Annotated in this window: 11 protein-coding genes; 3 read left to right on the top strand and 8 right to left on the bottom strand. The window is 48.9% G+C overall.

Going from position 1 to position 17,066, the window contains the following annotated elements:
* Nucleotides 1-55: 55 nt before the first annotated feature.
* The 6 genes from B5E60_RS01365 to B5E60_RS01340 all read right to left on the bottom strand — a co-directional run bounded on the left by B5E60_RS01365 (nucleotide 56) and on the right by B5E60_RS01340 (nucleotide 11,924).
* On the bottom strand, nucleotides 56-2,302 hold the full coding sequence (locus B5E60_RS01365; RefSeq protein ID WP_087309104.1) for a fimbrial protein: 2,247 nt from the start codon (nucleotides 2,300-2,302) through the stop codon (nucleotides 56-58).
* A gap of 11 nt (nucleotides 2,303-2,313) precedes the next feature.
* Nucleotides 2,314-3,597, bottom strand: a complete 1,284-nt coding sequence (locus tag B5E60_RS01360) for a sialidase family protein (RefSeq protein WP_087309103.1) — start codon at nucleotides 3,595-3,597, stop codon at nucleotides 2,314-2,316.
* 12 nt (nucleotides 3,598-3,609) lie between these two features.
* Nucleotides 3,610-5,079 (bottom strand): RagB/SusD family nutrient uptake outer membrane protein, encoded by a 1,470-nt coding sequence (locus B5E60_RS01355; RefSeq protein ID WP_087309102.1) that lies wholly within the window; start codon nucleotides 5,077-5,079, stop codon nucleotides 3,610-3,612.
* A gap of 22 nt (nucleotides 5,080-5,101) precedes the next feature.
* A complete protein-coding gene (locus B5E60_RS01350) occupies nucleotides 5,102-8,368 on the bottom strand; it encodes a SusC/RagA family TonB-linked outer membrane protein (protein ID WP_239403157.1) in 3,267 nt (1,088 codons plus the stop codon).
* A 77-nt stretch (nucleotides 8,369-8,445) separates the two neighbouring features.
* Nucleotides 8,446-10,998 carry a sodium:solute symporter family transporter gene (locus B5E60_RS01345; protein WP_204246423.1) on the bottom strand — a complete coding sequence of 851 codons (2,553 nt, stop codon included), beginning with the start codon at nucleotides 10,996-10,998 and terminating at the stop codon, nucleotides 8,446-8,448.
* Between the two features lie 26 nt (nucleotides 10,999-11,024).
* A complete protein-coding gene (locus B5E60_RS01340; RefSeq protein ID WP_087309100.1) occupies nucleotides 11,025-11,924 on the bottom strand; it encodes a dihydrodipicolinate synthase family protein in 900 nt (299 codons plus the stop codon).
* A gap of 1,636 nt (nucleotides 11,925-13,560) precedes the next feature.
* On the opposite strand from B5E60_RS01340, the gene B5E60_RS01335 reads away from it, so the two are divergent.
* From B5E60_RS01335 to B5E60_RS01325, 3 genes are all read left to right on the top strand, one after another.
* Nucleotides 13,561-13,893 carry a DUF3408 domain-containing protein gene (locus B5E60_RS01335; protein WP_087309099.1) on the top strand — a complete coding sequence of 111 codons (333 nt, stop codon included), beginning with the start codon at nucleotides 13,561-13,563 and terminating at the stop codon, nucleotides 13,891-13,893.
* Nucleotides 13,884-14,195 (top strand): helix-turn-helix domain-containing protein, encoded by a 312-nt coding sequence (locus tag B5E60_RS01330; protein ID WP_087309098.1) that lies wholly within the window; start codon nucleotides 13,884-13,886, stop codon nucleotides 14,193-14,195. Before B5E60_RS01335 ends, B5E60_RS01330 begins: the two co-directional genes overlap by 10 nt.
* A gap of 67 nt (nucleotides 14,196-14,262) precedes the next feature.
* The gene (locus tag B5E60_RS01325; protein ID WP_015546259.1) at nucleotides 14,263-14,559 is read left to right on the top strand and encodes a helix-turn-helix domain-containing protein; all 297 of its coding nucleotides are present in this window, start codon (nucleotides 14,263-14,265) and stop codon (nucleotides 14,557-14,559) included.
* Nucleotides 14,560-14,885: 326 nt separating this feature from the next.
* Here B5E60_RS01325 and B5E60_RS01320 read toward each other — a convergent pair whose 3' ends face one another.
* Both B5E60_RS01320 and B5E60_RS01315 read right to left on the bottom strand, forming a co-directional pair.
* Complete coding sequence (locus B5E60_RS01320; protein ID WP_087309097.1) at nucleotides 14,886-16,100, bottom strand: site-specific integrase; 1,215 nt, start codon at nucleotides 16,098-16,100, stop codon at nucleotides 14,886-14,888.
* 33 nt (nucleotides 16,101-16,133) lie between these two features.
* Nucleotides 16,134-17,066 (bottom strand): tyrosine-type recombinase/integrase (locus tag B5E60_RS01315; RefSeq protein WP_143260620.1); only part of this gene is annotated, 933 nt, incomplete at its 5' end.

Here is a 17,066-nt window from a genome sequence, read left to right as displayed (position 1 = left end):
ATGAAAGTTTAAGCCAGAGGGAGGTATATTACCTTCCCTCTGGTTTATCCTATTTTTATTTTTCTTTCACACATCGGATTTGCATCGCTTGGTTTCGATAGCCGAGGTCTTCTGTATTGGCATGAACCTCTGCCGTTCCTATTGCCGGAGCGTACATGAAGATGAAACGTCCGGCAGGACGGAAGAAGAGCAGACCTGACGCATAGGTTGTTGCGGTCTTTGAATATGTGTTACCTTCGCCCGTAAACATCGATCGAGACCAATAGAAGGCTGCATTCTTCGACTCAACCAAATTGCCCGTCGCATCACGACGTCCACCACAGGGAAATACCAATGTTTCCACACCTGGATCATTCTCGTGCTCCGGCCAGAAATTCCTAGCTTCTTCCACATTGGCAAAGTCGGCCGAAGCATCGGCCTTAAGTCGATCAATACGTAAAATATTCTCACCCCCTGTCATGTAGTTCTGTTTTTCGTTCGGATCGTGTGCTGCCGACCACGAAGGAGGTGTCGTAGTTTGCGTGCCTCCTTTGTTAATCCACAAATAGCGGACGTAATAAGCATCGGAAGTTCCCTTACGTTTGATTCCTGAATGGAACATGGTTTCCGTGTCTTTCGTAATAGCTCCGGATCCATAACCGACATAGGGATAAGTTACTCCGTTCGGAAGAACTTCTGCGGTGGATTGTTTGCCGTTTGCGAAAATCAAGGCGTCATTTCGGTAGAGCATAACTTCTGCGATCTCCTCATAAGTCGGCAAACGCCAACCCTCGGGACAAGGATTTTCAGAAACAGATTCCCAATATTGATCGAAAGAGCCCTCGATGCCCTGTGAATTCCAGTCTTGAGATTCGCCCGTATAGGCGATAAATGCCGGACTGGCAAGAGCTTCTGTTGGAGTCATTTGAGTCGATACGATCTCTACATCCCCAGCTGCCGGGAACGGGACCGTACGACCCCATTGATAAAGGTAACCGAAACTGCGTACGTTGTTGGCATAGGCCTGAGAGGCTTTGAGCGTCGCTCCAATTGGGCGATCCATCCATTCCAGATTACCGAACTTGACGGCAGTAATGCCAGCAAGTCCCTGTTGGATTACCGAAACATTGCAGGTCACACCTCCCACATTGACGGTAAAGGTAGCAGTCCGGTCCTCGCCGGTGTTTTCTTTCAATGTGCGGATACGGATCGTACCCTCCTTTACGATGGCTGCATCGTACCAATCTTCCGGACCTTTTTTGATTTCGGCTGATCCATCGACGTTCAGGATATAGCCTATCGTAAAGCCGTAATTGGGTTCGGGTGTGAAAGGCAGAGTTACGGTATTTTTATCTGAGAGCCATTCTCCCGTAATTTCGATGGCTTCTTTGTCTGTTTCTCCGCTGAAATCGGGCGAAAGTACGGCTATCACTTCTCCATTTCGATTGGAGAGTGTCAGTTTGTAGTCGTAGTCTGCATAAAGGATGCTGGACAATGTGGTTTTGCAGACGAAATCATTACCGGAAAATGTACCTTTTATCGTGACCGATGTCTGATTGGCAGGCGCCGGTAACAAATAAAAAGCTCCGGCTTCTTCGCCGACAGTCGGATCGACGACGTCCGTGTAATCGACCGTTAGCAAATCGACCGGGATATTCGAAATAAAAGGATAGGCGTTGGCTGATGCATCTGAAACGGAGATATCTGAAAGAATGATTTGTTCGGGAAGCGTATTGCAAAGCGATATTTTAGTGACGGTACGCGCCAGACATACTGGAACGAAGGCGTTGGCAGCACTTGCGATGAACGTTGCTCCGGCCATGACGAATGGTGCTTTCGGCGATTGGGCAGCCGCCGATGCCACGACAACATGATTCCGGAAATTGTCGAGCGTTGTAGCTGGTGTATTTTCGGTTGCTTCGTCAAGAGTGACGAGTGACGGAAGCGTGATACTGTTACCTGTGTTTGCCAGTATGAAAATGTGTTTTGGGCCTGATGTGGAAAGCTGGATTTGTTGAGTTCCGATGCGGCAATTGTACGAGCTGGCAATTGGTTCAGGCTCCGAGGCTGAAATTCCTTGTTCATAGTATTGCAGAGCATCGTTCGTAACATCGAAAACATAGATATCATAGCTCTCGACTGCCATTTCGTCGGACGACGCGATTGAGCGTGTCGAAACCATCGTACCGCTGACCTGTATTTCGATATTCATCTCGGTTTGTTGCCGGTTGTTCTCCAATACACTGTTCTCATCGTATAGTTCGGGCGAACAAGCCACAGCGAGGAAGAATCCGCATAGGAGACTTATGATTCGTTTTTTCATAACATGAAAATTTATTCATTAAGATATTTTGCAATTGTGGCAGCTGGAATCTTTCGGAACGAAATCTGCTCGCGATAGACCGAAGTCCCGTTTTCATAAAGTATGCCGACACTGCCGTCTTCGAAAACGACCAGGTCTGAATACCCGGATTTGCTGTCAGTGATCTGATAGACATTTGATTTCCATGTAGCACAGTTATCGAGACTGGCGCGGAGCGAAAGATGTTCACGTTCCGTACTGTTATTGCTGCTAGTCAGAATGATTGAAGAAGGAACTCCGTCCATGTTATAATTGATAATTGATCCCTGGCATCCAGGATCCGGACGTGACGGATTGGACGTGTATTTGCTCCAAGAAATGCCGCCATCCGCACTGACACTCCAACCTCGCTGATTTTTAAAGGCTCCGGTTCCTCGCATGTCGAGATAAACACGTCCATCGGACAACTCAACCGGAATACATTCATTTCCATAGTGCAATTCTTCGTCAAGCTCAAGCATATGCCAACTTTCACCATTGTCGTCTGAATAGGCTATGTGTGAGCCGAAATAGTTCTCATCCTCTGAATTTTCAGCTATGGGTTCTCCATTATATATCTGATATTTGTGATCACAACCGACAATAATGCGCCCTTTATGCTCTCCATTTTTCAGTTGAATGGCATGTCCGGGTCCAGTTTTCAAAAATCCGGTCCACAAATAGGTTTCCGGAGTAGAATTACGATCTTCGGTGAACCATTTGAACGGGCCCGACCATGTCTCGCCCTCATCGTCGGAATAAAAACAAACAACATGGCAAGCATATCGTTGCGACTCTTCAAACGAGAAATAATTACTTTTAAATTTTTCTTCAGTTGTTCCGGTGCGTTGCCAACAGCAAAGTACAACGAGACGGCCGCTTTCCGTATAAACAGGACATGCGTTTCCGCAAGTATTGTCTTCGTCGTTGAATAATACTTGTGAGGGACCCCAACTCTGACCATCATCGGTCGATACCCGGTAAATCAGATCGATGTCGCCTCCATCCTTGTTGGTCTGCCCGGTTTCTTCACGAGCTTCACAAAAGGCAATCAGTTTATGCGGAGTCCGAACCAAGCTCGGAATCCGGAAATTGTGGACTCGCCCAGTGGAATAAACGGCCCCTTTGTTTTTCCATAGTATTTGAGTCGGTCCTGACGTTGGATCAATCCCTTCATTGAGATCATGAGTCGGCGTCCCGAATTCAAAGGAATCACCGCAAGCTGTGGTTGTCACCGTCGCTACAAGGAACAACCATTGCAATATTTTTATTTTCATTATCGTGCTTTTTTAGTTGTAACCTACTGTTTGTCGGATATTCGGATTTTCACTCATGCAAGCCGCCGTAATGGGCCACAGCAGAATATTAGTCTCATTCTGACGTCCTCGGAGCGACTCTATGTGTGTAAAAGCATAACCCAATCGAATGTAATTCCACCAGCTTTTGCCTTCGCCGGCGAATTCTTTCAGATATTCGGTCATCAAAGCCTCCTTGAAACCATAATAGTCTGAAATCGTGTAATAGTTGTCGATACCGTAAGCCCGTTTAGCTACACGATTAAGATAGATAAGGGCCTCTGATGTATTGCCTCGCTCGTTTTCGATTTCAGCTTTAAAGAGTAATGCTTCGGCGTATCGGTAAAGGGGAAGATCGGAAATGAAATAACGTTGGTTGTCAGCCCATTTGCCTGCAAACTTGTTGACCCACGTATAACGGTATCCTTCCTCCTCATCAGTCCAATCGCCATAACTGACGGGGGTCCGACTATCTCGTTCGTCCTCGTAGAGAAGGTCCACAAGAGATGGAGAAAAGATGAAACGCTGATCATCGGCCGTCATCAACTTGACATGAGTCTCGATATGTTCACTGGCAGAATAGAACCGCGTCAAGGGAATGAGATAGGTGCTGGCGTAACCTCCCTCATATTCACCTTGAGCGAAATGAAGCGTAAGAATGATTTCGGCGTTATTCTTTTTCGAAATATCAAAAATGTCGGCATAAGAATCGATCAACTCAAGCCGGGAATCCTTAAACACCTCGGTAAGCGCTTCGTCCGCAGCCAAAAGGGCATTCTCTCCGCCATTGCGCGTCTGATAAAGCCAAAGATTGTAATCGGCTTTGAGCATCTGAACAGCGCTTCGCGTGGCAATCGTACAGTCAGTAGCTGATGCGGGCATCAATCGGAGAGCTTCCTCGATGTCTTTGCCTACACGTTCGTAAATCAACGATACGTCACTGCGCGAAGGTTGCAGATCATTGTCGCTTGATTCGAATCCGGTCAAAAGCAACGGTGCATCTCCCCATACGCGGGCTATATTGTAATAAGTATATGCGCGCACGAAATAGGCGTTGGCCAGGATAAGATTTTTCTGACTTTCGTCCGAAAATCGAATCTCCGGAACATGGCGCAGAATAAGGTTGGCATTGTTGATCGTCGTATAACAAGATCCCCAGTTAGTACCTTTGGTCTCACTGCTGTCAAGTTCATTTTTGAACATTTTATCAGCCGATCCCGATCCTCCGGCTCCGTTGGTGAATGTTCCGGCCCGATAATCGCCCCAATAGATCATGGCGGTCTGGAATGTGGAACGGAACTGATGGTACATACCGTAGAGAGCTCCTGTTGCATCACCCTCGTCTAGCCACATGTTCGAGGTCGTGATTTTACTCTTCTGTGTAATGTCCATATCATCCAGGCACGATGTCATGCCGGCCGAAACCCAGACAAGCAGGACGAGTTTTATGAGTCTTTTTTTCATAACGGTCTTTAATTGATGTTTATTAAAAGATCAGCCGAACGCCGAACGACAAGCGTCGGATCGGTGGATAGTTGTAAAATACATCGCCGTCATAGGTGGTCGAGGCTCCGGCTTCAGGCGAGATTCCCTTGACCTCGGTGAAGTAGTAGAGATTATTTCCCGATACGGTAAATGTTACCCCTTTGAGTCCGATCTTCGTAAATAACTTGGACGGAAGCGAGTATTGAAGCGTGATTTCACGCAGACAAAGATAATCGCCCTTGTACGTGAAGGTGTTGGTGGCCCGGCGGTTGTAATTGTCGTTCCCCCAGTTCGAATCATTAGCGTAAAATTTAGCGTACTTGGTTTTGTCACCAGGCTTTTTCCAGGCCTTCAATACATCCTTTGCCAGCGCATAGTTGTTGGTGAAGGTCCCATAGAAATAACGCGAATAGGATTCGTCGAAAATTGAGTGTCCCGTAGCCCAATCCAAGTAGAGCGATAAAGTCCAGTTTTTCAAACGGAATGTGTTTTGCAGACCTCCAGTAAAAGGCGGAACGGTGACACCTAAACAGAATTGGTCTGCTGTCGTAATTTGACCATCACCGTTTCGATCGGCCCATTCATAGTCTCCAACTCGTTTCGCGCCTTTTTTAGGTAAGCGCGATAATGCATCGTAATAGGCATTGGCTGCTTGTTCCTCGGTTTCGATAATCCCCGTAGCCACATATCCGTAGAAACGGTTCAGCGGTTCACCTTCGGCAATGCCGCCGAAGAAGGTGCCGTCTCCCAATGCAATACCTCCTGTCCGATTTTTGTCAATTCCATTGTCTGGCAATTTGAGAACTCTGTTTTGCTGATAGCTCAATACAAGTTTCGACATCCAACTAAAATCTTTTTTCTCGATATTGCGCGTGGTCAATTCCAGTTCATAGCCCCAGAACCGGACCTTACCCAGGTTGGTCCAAAACTTCGAAAATCCGGTCGTATTGGGTAGATTCTGCTCATAGAGCAGATTGTGAGTGCGTTTGTCGAAGAAATCGGCACTTACGTAGATTCGATTCTTGAACAAACCGGCTTCGAGTCCAATGTCAAGCTGATTTGAGGTCTCCCATTGCAACATCTCGTTGGGCATTTCCGAGGGCTTGATTCCCGAATGCCCATTGTACATATAACTTGCTCCATAAGAGCCATAAGCATCGTAAATTCCCACCGATGCATTATTGCCGGTTGAGCCATAGCTGGCTCGCAGTTTGAGGAAATTCAACTGGCGGATATCATTGAGCCACGATTCTTCCGTCAATACCCAACCACCCGAAATGCCGGGGAAAAATCCCCATCGATTATTTTTGGCAAATTTTGATGAACCATCTTCCCGAAACGTGGCTGTCAGAAGGTATTTCCCCTTGTAGTCATAATTGAATCGACCGAAGAATCCGATCTGACATTCGGCCTGTTCCGACGAGGTGATATCATTGGGTTCGAAGATCGAGGATCCGTTGATTGTCGTAACTTTGTCCGAAGTGCCGCCGGAACCGGCCATGCTGACCGTCTCATAATCGCGTTTCTGGTAGGAATAACCGCCCATGATCGAAAAATTATGATGCTCGGCGACCGTCTTATTATAGGAGACATAGGCTTCGAGTTTTTGTCGTTCGGTCATGGTTTGACCCCATGAGGATTTGCGCGTAGCATCGAATACATTGGTTCGAATGAATTGTTTGTTCTTTGAGTCGGTGCGGAAGAATGATCCTTGTACATTGGCTGTCAATCCGTCGATGATTTCCCATTTCAGACCTCCAATCAATGACAGGTAATTTTTTTGATTGCTTCGATCATAATATTTATCATAAAAAAGCGGAGTTTGTGAAGATGAGTTGTACCCCTCAACCGGTGTGCCGTCTTCGTAATATGCGTTCATGGTCGGAGGATTGGCTAATCCTCGGGCAATGGTATTCCGTTGGTCTGCATAAGCTTCCGTATTGGTCCGGGCAAAATCCACTCCGAAACTGGCGGTCAATCTCTTGGTGACTTTAACGTCGAGATTGCTTTTGAAGTTGATGCGGTCATATCCTGTTGAAAGAGCCACACCCTCATCATTGGTATATCCCAGACTGGCCGAATAACGAGTCCGCTCACCGCCGCCGTCGATTCCCAAATAATAATTCTGCCACCAGGCACCATTATAGAGCAGATCCTGCCAGTCCGTATCACAATACATGATTATTCTTGACGGATTGATCGGATCAGGCATGGTTTTATACCCAGCCGGAAGCACATCGGTTGCCGGATCGTAATAACGGGTCGAATAAAGGCTGTTGGGCTTATTGCCGATACCGGCCGAATGGGCTCCGTTCAGATAACTCAAAGCATCGGATGCTCGAGATGGAACGTCGAGATATTCTGCAACTGCCGTACGGACAACTTCGATATATTCACGAGCATTCAGAAATTCGATTTCGGTTTCAGTATCCTGCCAAGCCCAATTGGCCTCGAATGTAATGCGGGGAGCCTTGTTGTAACCGCCGCGTTTGGTGGTTACAAGGATGATTCCGTTCGAAGCCTTTGCTCCGTAAATTGCCGACGAAGCTGCGTCTTTCAATACATCAATCGATGCAATATCATTAGGATTGATGGTAGAAAAATCGCGTTCAACTCCGTCGACAAGCACCAAAGGTGAATTCGAACCGTTGATCGATGAACCTCCGCGTATCTGATAGGAAAATCCTCCTCCCGGAGAAAAGTTGGTCTGTGTAACTTTCAGACCTGCGATTTTCCCTTTCAAGCCTTCACCAACCGTTGAAATAGGAATGTTTTGTAAAGCCTCTCCATCGAGTTTGGCAATTGATGACGTTACCGATCGTCGGGATTGTTCTCCATAGCCGACCACGACGACCTCGTCAACGGAGATAGTTTCAGCGGCAAGTCTGATATTGAGATGATTTTGAGCTTGAACAACAGAAATTTCTTGCGTTTGAAACCCGATGAATGATACAACCAGCACAGCATTTTTATTTGTTAAATTGAGCGAGAAGTTTCCCTCGGAATCCGTAGTAATGCCCTGAGTTGTACCTTTGACAATGATCGAAGCACCGACAACAGGCTGACCATTGTCATCCGTAACCTGACCCGTCAACCGATGTGTTTGGGCTCCAACGCTCATCCCGGCGAACAGAAATGCCAAATAGAGAAGGCATCTCCGCAAGATGTTCCATCCTCCGCATCCGGAGTCGGAACTCTTTTTTGTAGTAGAATTTTTCATTTGGCGGAGTTTTTGGGTTTGATGATAGATTAGTTGGTTGTTATTCATTTGTTTTGTAAGACAAATATATTCGAGGAAAATCGTCTAAACAAATTTATAGCAGTGAAGAACCTGTGAAAATCATGTTACAGGCATTTCCTGCGCCTCGCGTATATGGTCAATGAATCTATGTCTCGACGATTACCGGGAAAACAGAAGCTTGCCAGATAACCTACCATGAAGCATGAAAGAAATCCGGTAGTAGAATAAAGCAACAGATTGACATATCCACTGTGAGCCACAAGAATTTGTACGATAACGCTGGCAATAATGCCACACATTGCTCCGAACGCATTGGCCCGGCGAGTAGTAATACCCAACAGAAATAATCCTCCCAGACCACCTAACAGAATACCAAGGATTTTCGAAAACTCATCCCAAAGCGATTTGATTTCCCAAGATGCCATCATCAAGGCAAATCCTACACCGATGAGACCTAATACGAGCGTCGAAAACCGTGCTATACGCAACAATGCTCGTCCATCCTGGGCTGTATGGGTACATTTGCGATAAATATCCGTGACAAATGCTGTTGCTGCAGAGTTCATGCTGCTACTGAGGGTTGACATGGCGGCGGCAAACAGACCGGCAATGATCAAACCCAATATTCCCGATGGCAGTTGTGTACTGATATACCAGGGCAGAATGGCGTCACTATCGCGAACTGCCATACTTAACTCCTCCGGATTATAACGGTAGAAAGCCCATAGTGCGGTTCCTACCAAAAAGAAAAGAAGTGTTGCCGGGATAGTCAAAGCTGCATTGACATATACCCCTTTGCGAGCTTCGTGTTCGGAGGACGTCGTCAAATAGCGCTGAACAATGGTTTGATCGGTGCCATATGTCGTGATATTGGTAAAAAATGTTGCAATTAATACTGTCCACATGGTGGGCTGGCGAAGATCGAAAGCCGTCGAGCCAAGATTGAGTTTCCCGGCTTCGAGGGCCGATGTAACGACCGTACCAAAATTTTCGGGAAGTTGCAGACCGACGATAACCAATACCGTAATGGCTGCGCCCAATAATACGACAACCTGCAAGGCTTCGGTCCAGGCGACAGCCTCAATACCGCCCATGAATGTGTAAACAAGACTTAAAAGTCCCATCAGGCTTATGCAAAGAAAAATGTCAAATCCTGTAACAACGTTTAACGCGATTGCCGGCAACAGTAAGACAACTCCCATGCGCCCGATCTGGAAAAGGATAAAAGCAAGACTGCACAAAACGCGGACGAGCGGATTGAACCGGGCTTCGAGATATTCATAGGCTGTCGTAACATTGAGTTGTCGGAAGAATGGGATGAACAGCGATACGATAATCGGAACGACCAATACAATTCCCGAATTAAAAAGCATATAGCTCCAATCCGTCGCATAGGCTTTGGCCGGAATGGCCATGAAGGTAATGGCGCTGAGAGCCGTGCCGAAGATGCTCAATCCGGCAACAAACCACGGAATACGGCCTCCGCCCTTGAAATAGTCATCGGAAGTTTTCTGTTTTCTCGAAAAATACCAGCCGATGAGGGCCAGAGACAGGAAATAGAGCGTGATCACCGAGATATCGAGACCTGTCAAATGATGTATGGAACTTTGAAGTGTTCCATGCAGCAGGATGGGGGTACGGACTCCGGGGCTGATTTCACCGCTCGTGATCCATATTTCATTATCGACCGAAATGGCATTCGTCGTAACCGGGAAGATGATTCCTTTGGGGGCAGGTGCTTCGACGAGCGTACCTGTAATTGTATGATAAAGTCTCAACAACCGATCGTCAGAATTGATTCCGTTTCGCCCTCCGATCAACAGAATATGATTGGTTCCAAAAGGAACTGCCGTCCCTGCCATGATTGGAAATTCTCCTTCAAGACGTTTCCAATTCCCAAGGCGAGGATTATAGCAGTAACCGTCTTGGAGAATCGTCCAGTCGGAATTGTCAGAGAAATCCCGTCCGCTGAACAAATAAAAACAATTATCAAAGCCGTCGCTTTGCGTTGCTGCTACGGCAAATGCTCGGGCTGGACCGTCCCATGACGACAGTTCCTGCCATCCTCGTTCTCGGTCGTGAAGATCAAGCATCCAAAAATTACGGGTGGCGGTAGCACCATGCACCTGTTCGATTCCTCCGGCCACGTAGATCCGGTCACCAACCAAAGCTCCAGTGGCATTAGCCAGGGGACGTGGCAATGATGGCCATGGCGTAAAACGAGGGGTTCTGCCAGTGAGGGTCAGTAGTAATACCTCATCCGTGCAGGTATTGGTGTTACAGCCTCCGATGCAAAGTATGCCTTCTGGCAAAGTAATCGATACTCCATAAGCCCGGGGGGCAGGTAACGCATCGGAAATGACTTGCCAACCTTCCGTAGGATCATAGATATATAAATCCCGATGATATTGTTTTTGACCGTTCGAGAGCGACGTACGATCCGGGAAATTAGCTCCACCGGCAATCAGCAGTTTTCCGTCAATGTACCCGGAAAAGGCACCGGCCACGCCAATGTTGGATTGTCCATCGTGTTGTGGTAAAACTAGCGAAGAATCCCAACATATCAGATCTGTCTCAGTCAATTGCGTTGAAGGCAATTCAATGGCTGAAACCGGAGAGGCAAAGGACAGCAAAAGGAGCAGGATCAATCTCTTCATAGGTTAGTGCCGGTTTAGGTAATGGACTATTTTACAAAACCGATTTGAGAAAGTTCTTCACCTAATTGATACATCTCGGACTCCGTGTAGGGCGCAAAGGGTGGGCGGCAATTGCCACAATCAATTCCCAGATAATTCATGATGGCTTTCCCACCACGGATACCACCGCCATGACGAATGATAACGCGGACAATTTCTACTGATTCTTGCTGGAAATAGCGAGCCTGATCCATATTACCAGAGAGGAATGCATTATAAAGATTCCGGTAAGTGGATAATGAATAATTATAGGTGCTGCCTACGCCTCCTTGCGCACCAACAGCCAACCCACAAAGCAACATTTCATCAAATCCGTTGAGAATATCGAAACGTCCGTCATCGAGACGAATACATTCCAGCATCTCCATAAAATTATTTGATGTGAATTTGATCCCATTCAGATTTGGCATTTTGCATGAGCCCTTCTCGAGAAACTCTTTCATCGGAAGGCTAACACCCGTCACCGAGGGCATGTGATAGGCATAAAATGGAATGGGATAGATAGTATCAGCAATTGGTTTGTAGAATGCCACAAGTTCTTCGACGGTTGCAGGCTTAAAATAAAAAGGGGCGATAGCTCCAACTGCGTCGACACCTTGTTCAACTGCATGATTGGCAAGTTCGATACAATCAGCTTGGCAAGTTCCTCCTACGTGTGCAATGACTCGTATGCGGCCTGCGACAGCCTTTACCCAAGTTTCAAGAACACGTTTCCGTTCCAATAGCGTCATTGATGAACATTCGCCTGTTGAACCGCAGACGAATACGCCATTTGCTCCATCGTCAATTAACTTGTTCGCATAGGGTTGAATTTGCGAAAAATTGATTGCGCCAGTCTTGTCAAACGGTGTAAATACAGCGGGAATAAGTCCAGAGAGTTTGATCATAATATAGGTGAGTTAAAATTAAAATAAGCTTAATAATATTATTTGTATTACAAATATAGGTAAAAAATATGAACTTCCCAAAAAATTGTCTCTTATTTTTGATTTTCTTCTGCACACAACAGCATTAATTCAATTTAATATCTTGACCTAACATATCATTATACCCCATCGCTTTTATAAAACTTTTGAAGTTCTCGATTATTAAAAAAGCATTTCAGCTAATATGCCAGCGAGATTCTTCAAATTTCCCCAATATTTGAATCTGATCTTTTTCATTCCAATCATACTTGCTACGGCATACGGATGATTGTTTTGGAGGTTTTCCATTTATGCTCATCACGATTGCAATAATAAATCGAAACTACTATATGATTATACCCTATAAAATGGTTATATGCATTATGTGTAAAATTTAATAGAATTCTATTATCAATCTATTGTTCACTGTTTTATTAAATTGCCTGCAAAAAGAGGCAAACTAAACAAAATCTTGGTAAGTTAGTACTCTTTTAGTAATGTAGAAACAACTTGTCAATGCTCGAAATTTAGTACAATCAAACTTTTAATAAAGATACTTAATTGTCAAAACGCAGCGTTCATTAAGCGTTTTATCCGGGGAAAATTTGAATCAAAGACATCATTTACCAGGGCAAATCTTATATGAATTCTTCCGGTTTTGTGTGACAAATCTCAAGAACGGGCCTTCGCGGAGCTAATTCCGAATGAAACCAGCAGAAATTTCCAATCTTTTGAAAATCGGTTTCGGTACACGGGGTGCCCGGTAAAAAGCGACGACTTCGGAGGAGTTTTCCATCCCCTTGCGGGCAAGCTGTTTTCTGTTACGAAATCTATTTCGCGTAACGGAAAACACAGCTTGCTGAGTCCCGAAACATATCATGTTCCGGGGACTCAAAAACGGGTCGAATATCACGTCCCGTTCCCGCTTGTTCGCCGGCCAATCTGAAGAGGCGAACCACCCGTTCCCGAAACTGATATCGGGAACAAAACTGCATCAAAACGGAATGAATAAATCTTGAACTCAATCCATCATGAAATAGTGATGCCAGGAAATCAATACGGATTGAAGTCTTGGCATCTTGATCTCCAGAAGTCAAGAGCCCCTGATGTCCCGAAATCATGAGCTCTTGGCCTCACGAACTCTAGAGGTCAAGAACTCCGGACCTCAAGAGTTCTTGATGTCCGGGTTTCAAGAAGTCCTGAAATCTGGAACTCAGTCTCTGCTGAAATCTTGGATTCATGGATTCTTGATCTCTTGGCCTCAAGAATCCTTGACGCCTTGTTTCCCTGAGTTCATGATACCTTGGGTTACGGATCTCTTGTCCCCTTGATCTATTGGTGTCTGTAGGGAGTTTTATATTGAGGGAGTAGAGGTATTAGGGTTGCCGCCACCTTCCTTGTCGGACTGGCAATCTTTCCTCTTTATTCTGACCATAAGCAGAATGTCAGATTTTCTGTTTGGCACTCCGAAGTGATGTCTCTCAATACGCTATTTTTGACTCTCACCGACGCCAACCTGTGCCACACCGACGCCAACCACTGCCATAGAGCGCGGAAGGTGGAGAAAATGCCTCCGCTGCCCCTATATTCGCTCTCGAAACCTTAAAAGCCAATTATTATGCAAGAACATGAACTTCGGGGTGACAGCCGAACGGTGTCCCTCGATTCCGGGACTTTATCGAGAAAAGTCTCCAACTATGAGCGCCTCTTCCTGCTGCCGGTCAAGACCGCGGCTCTCTACGGCAAGGCCATTTATGTTCGTCCGGAGTTTCACCAACGGATCCAGCGAATCGTGCGACTCCTCGACAACGACAAAATCTCGATGTACAGCTATCTGGACCGGGTGTTGGAGCACCACTTCGCAACCTTCGACGAGGAAATCACGGCTTGGTGCCGCAATCGGTTCCAGGCTCTTTCCCGGGATCTTAAAACGACACTGCCATGGGAATAGTCAATGTAGAATCCCGAACCTTCGAGCGGATGCTCGCGCGGTTCGAGGAGTTCGCACGACGGATGGACGCGCTCTGCCATGCACACCGCATCGGCGAGCCGGAGCCGTGGCTGGACAACCAGCAGGTCTGCCAGCTGCTGAATATCTCCAAACGGACGTTGCAGACCCTACGCGGCAACGGGTCGCTCTCCTACACGCAGATCAACCACAAGATCTACTACCGGGCAGAAGATGTGCGGTCGTTCCTTGCGGTGCTGGAAGCGCGACGCAAGCACGAACAGAGACGCAGAAACGGAGTATAAACGGCGGGATTCGGATCGTGGCACTCGTGGTGGTATCGGGTCGGATCTCGCATCAAACAAGCGGAAAATGGGCAATGAATTGATTACGGAGCATGACGAGCGGATCCGCTCGTACTTCCAGGCACTGGAGCGTCTCTCCAAGGCGTTGGAGACGCTGTTTTCGAAGCGTAAATCCTCGTTGGACGGTGAGAGCTTCTATACGGACGAGGAGCTTTCGCAGCGGCTGAAGATCAGCCGCCGGAGTTTGCAGGATTACCGCAATCAAGGACGGATTCCCTACATCAAGCTGGGCGGCAAGATCCTCTACCGCTCCTCGGATATCGAACGGATGCTGGAGGAGGGCTATCGCAACGAATTCCGATAGACGAGAGGCAGGACGGAGGCAACAAGACGGAACAGACAGAAGGCGGGAAGGGAAAGGGAAGATGAACAACTGAGCTCCCACAATGTAGCTGTTCGTTGTTTTTCTCCTTTTCATCGGTAGCATCTTCCCAAACGGGCCGGAGCGAATACGACAACCTTTTTCCCGAGGGGGGCCATCTGCGGAGGCCTCTCCTCGGGAAAACCCTTCGGGGCATGAGGTTGGCATTTCGCTCCGGCCCATTACCTTGCTGCCGGATGAAAAGGAGCCGGGACAAAAACAACGGCCGGTCTCGGGATCTCCGGGAGTCAGTCGTCGTCGGGAAATCGCTACATCTTCGCCGGGGATTCGCCCTGCCGTCGTGCGCGGCGGCGGATCAGGCGGTCCATATCCTCGGAGATCTTCTGCTCGGTGATCTGTGCGTAGCCCTGGGTGGTGGAGATGTTCGCATGTCCCATCATCTTGGCGATACTCTCGATGGAAAGCCCGGCGGAGATGGCCAGCGTGCCGAAGCTGTGGCGGCTCTGGTGGTATGAAAGATTCTCTTGGATGCCGACGATGATGCCCAGCTGGTGGATGTCGTGCCAGATTCCGTCGCGTGGTCCCAGCGGGAAGACCGGCTGCGTGTCGTCCGTCCGGTTGTAGAGCGCGAGGATCTGCTCGGCGATGGGATGCAGCGGGATGAAGGCCTCGATGCGGGTCTTGACCCGCTGCTTGCGGATGTAGCTCCGACCCTCGGCGGTCTGTCCGATGTGGTGTGGGTAGAGCGACTGCATGTCCGCATAGGCAAGTCCCGTCAGGCAGGAGAAGAGAAACATCCGGCGGATCAGCTCCAGCCGCGAATCCGCCTGCGGGTGTGTCAGCAGACGCTGCAGATCCTCGCGGCTGATGGCCCGATGGCGCGGCGGGACTTTCTTCTCGTAAGGAAGATCCTCCAGCGGATTGCATCGCAGGATCTCCCGATCAACGGCGATATAGGCCAGTCGGTTGAGCCAGGTCAGGCTGCGGTTGACGTAGGAGGGGCTGCGATGCTGCGAGCTCTTCAGGTAGAGTTTGAAGGCCTGCCCGAATGCCTCGGTCAGATCCCGCAGCGGGAGATCCTCCTCGCCGCGGCTTTGCAGGAAGCGCCGCAGGTTGCCCTGCATGAGGCGCGACTCACGCCACGTGGAGGTCGAGCCGATCCGTTCGGCACGGCGCTCCAGCCGCTCGAGCTCCGCCTCGCCCGTTGCCAGCAGGGTCGTCGGAACCGGATGGCGCCCGACAAGCCGCTCCTTCAGCATTGCGGCGCTCACTACGCCCTGCTCCTCCAGCATCTGTTCGTAGGTGCGGACAACCCGCTGGCGGAAGGCTTCCAGATGGTTGTTCTCCCGGGGTGAAAGGATCTCCCCGCGGCGGGGATCCCACATCTCGGGCCGGCAATAGAGGCCCGTTGTCAATACGGCACGCTTGCCGTCGATACTCAACCGGCACCAGACGACCGTCGTGCCGTCCGCCCGGACCTTCTGGCGATCGATATAACAGAAGACTCGAAAGGTACTTCGCATGGTAGAAAGGATTTGAACGATGAATAGACGGATTTACAGGATGAGTTTCAGGTCGCTCGTGGCGGCGATCAGCCGGTCCATATCCTCGAAGAGTTTCCGGGGCGTGACGCGTGCATAGATCTGTGTGGTCTGGATGTTGCTGTGGCCCAGCATCCGGCTGATGGTCTCGATCGGAACCCCTTCGTCGAGGGTGATCAGACTGGCGAAGCTGTGCCGCCCGGCGTGGTAGGTCAGCGCCTCCGGGATACCGGTCAGGCCCCGAAGTCCCTTCATGTTGGCCTTCACTACGTCGGCCGACTGGTGCGGGAAGAGTGTCTCCCGCTCCGCATCGCGGTATTTGTCGAGCAGGACCAGCGCCTCGGGAAGCAGTTTTACACGGGCCTGGTAGTCGGTCTTCTTCCGCCGGTATTTGAGCCATAGGGCGCCCGATTCATCCGTGTAGAGGTTCTCCCCGGTCAGGCGCGAGACATCCGCATAGGAGGTGCCCGTATAGCAGGCGAAGAGGAAGAGATCGCGGCTCAGCGAGAGCGACCGTCGCTGTGCGGGAATGTCCAGATCGCGGATCCTCTCGAAGCTGGCGCGGCTCAACGCTTTGGGTGTCGTCTCCACCTGTCGGGGCAGCTTGTAGTAGGCGAAATGCAGTTTCTCGGAGTGTCTCTCCTTGAAGGCCAGGCGGCAGATCTTCTTCACCACGGCCAGGTAGTGGCGCACCGTCTGCAGGGCGTAGCCCTGCTCGGTCTGCGTGAAATCCTGATACTCGCGGATGAACTGTTCGTTCAGTTGTCCGAAGGCGAGGTCCGGGAGTCCGAACCTTCGGCGGATAAAGGCTTCGAGCGAGCGTCGCGTATAGACGTAGGTGCTCAGCGTGGTTCGGGCGCAGTCGATACCCACCCGGCTGCGGAGTCCTTCGATGTAGCGGTCCAGCAGGCGGAGAAGGGTCATGCGGGTCTCCAGACTGCCCTGATA

The organism is Alistipes sp. An116, assembly GCF_002161005.1.
Taxonomy (GTDB): Bacteria; Bacteroidota; Bacteroidia; order Bacteroidales; family Rikenellaceae; genus Alistipes; species Alistipes megaguti.
The sequence above is the reverse complement of the archived record's forward strand: the minus strand, read 5'-3'. Positions and strand labels throughout refer to the sequence as shown.

Coding starts and splice junctions, on each gene's coding strand:
- B5E60_RS01365 (WP_087309104.1), bottom strand. CDS start 2,302: ATGAAAAAACGAATCATAAGTCTCCTATGCGGATTCTTCCTCGCTGTG.
- B5E60_RS01360 (WP_087309103.1), bottom strand. CDS start 3,597: ATGAAAATAAAAATATTGCAATGGTTGTTCCTTGTAGCGACGGTGACA.
- B5E60_RS01355 (WP_087309102.1), bottom strand. CDS start 5,079: ATGAAAAAAAGACTCATAAAACTCGTCCTGCTTGTCTGGGTTTCGGCC.
- B5E60_RS01350 (WP_239403157.1), bottom strand. CDS start 8,368: ATGAATAACAACCAACTAATCTATCATCAAACCCAAAAACTCCGCCAA.
- B5E60_RS01345 (WP_204246423.1), bottom strand. CDS start 10,998: ATGAAGAGATTGATCCTGCTCCTTTTGCTGTCCTTTGCCTCTCCGGTT.
- B5E60_RS01340 (WP_087309100.1), bottom strand. CDS start 11,924: ATGATCAAACTCTCTGGACTTATTCCCGCTGTATTTACACCGTTTGAC.
- B5E60_RS01335 (WP_087309099.1), top strand. CDS start 13,561: ATGCAAGAACATGAACTTCGGGGTGACAGCCGAACGGTGTCCCTCGAT.
- B5E60_RS01330 (WP_087309098.1), top strand. CDS start 13,884: ATGGGAATAGTCAATGTAGAATCCCGAACCTTCGAGCGGATGCTCGCG.
- B5E60_RS01325 (WP_015546259.1), top strand. CDS start 14,263: ATGGGCAATGAATTGATTACGGAGCATGACGAGCGGATCCGCTCGTAC.
- B5E60_RS01320 (WP_087309097.1), bottom strand. CDS start 16,100: ATGCGAAGTACCTTTCGAGTCTTCTGTTATATCGATCGCCAGAAGGTC.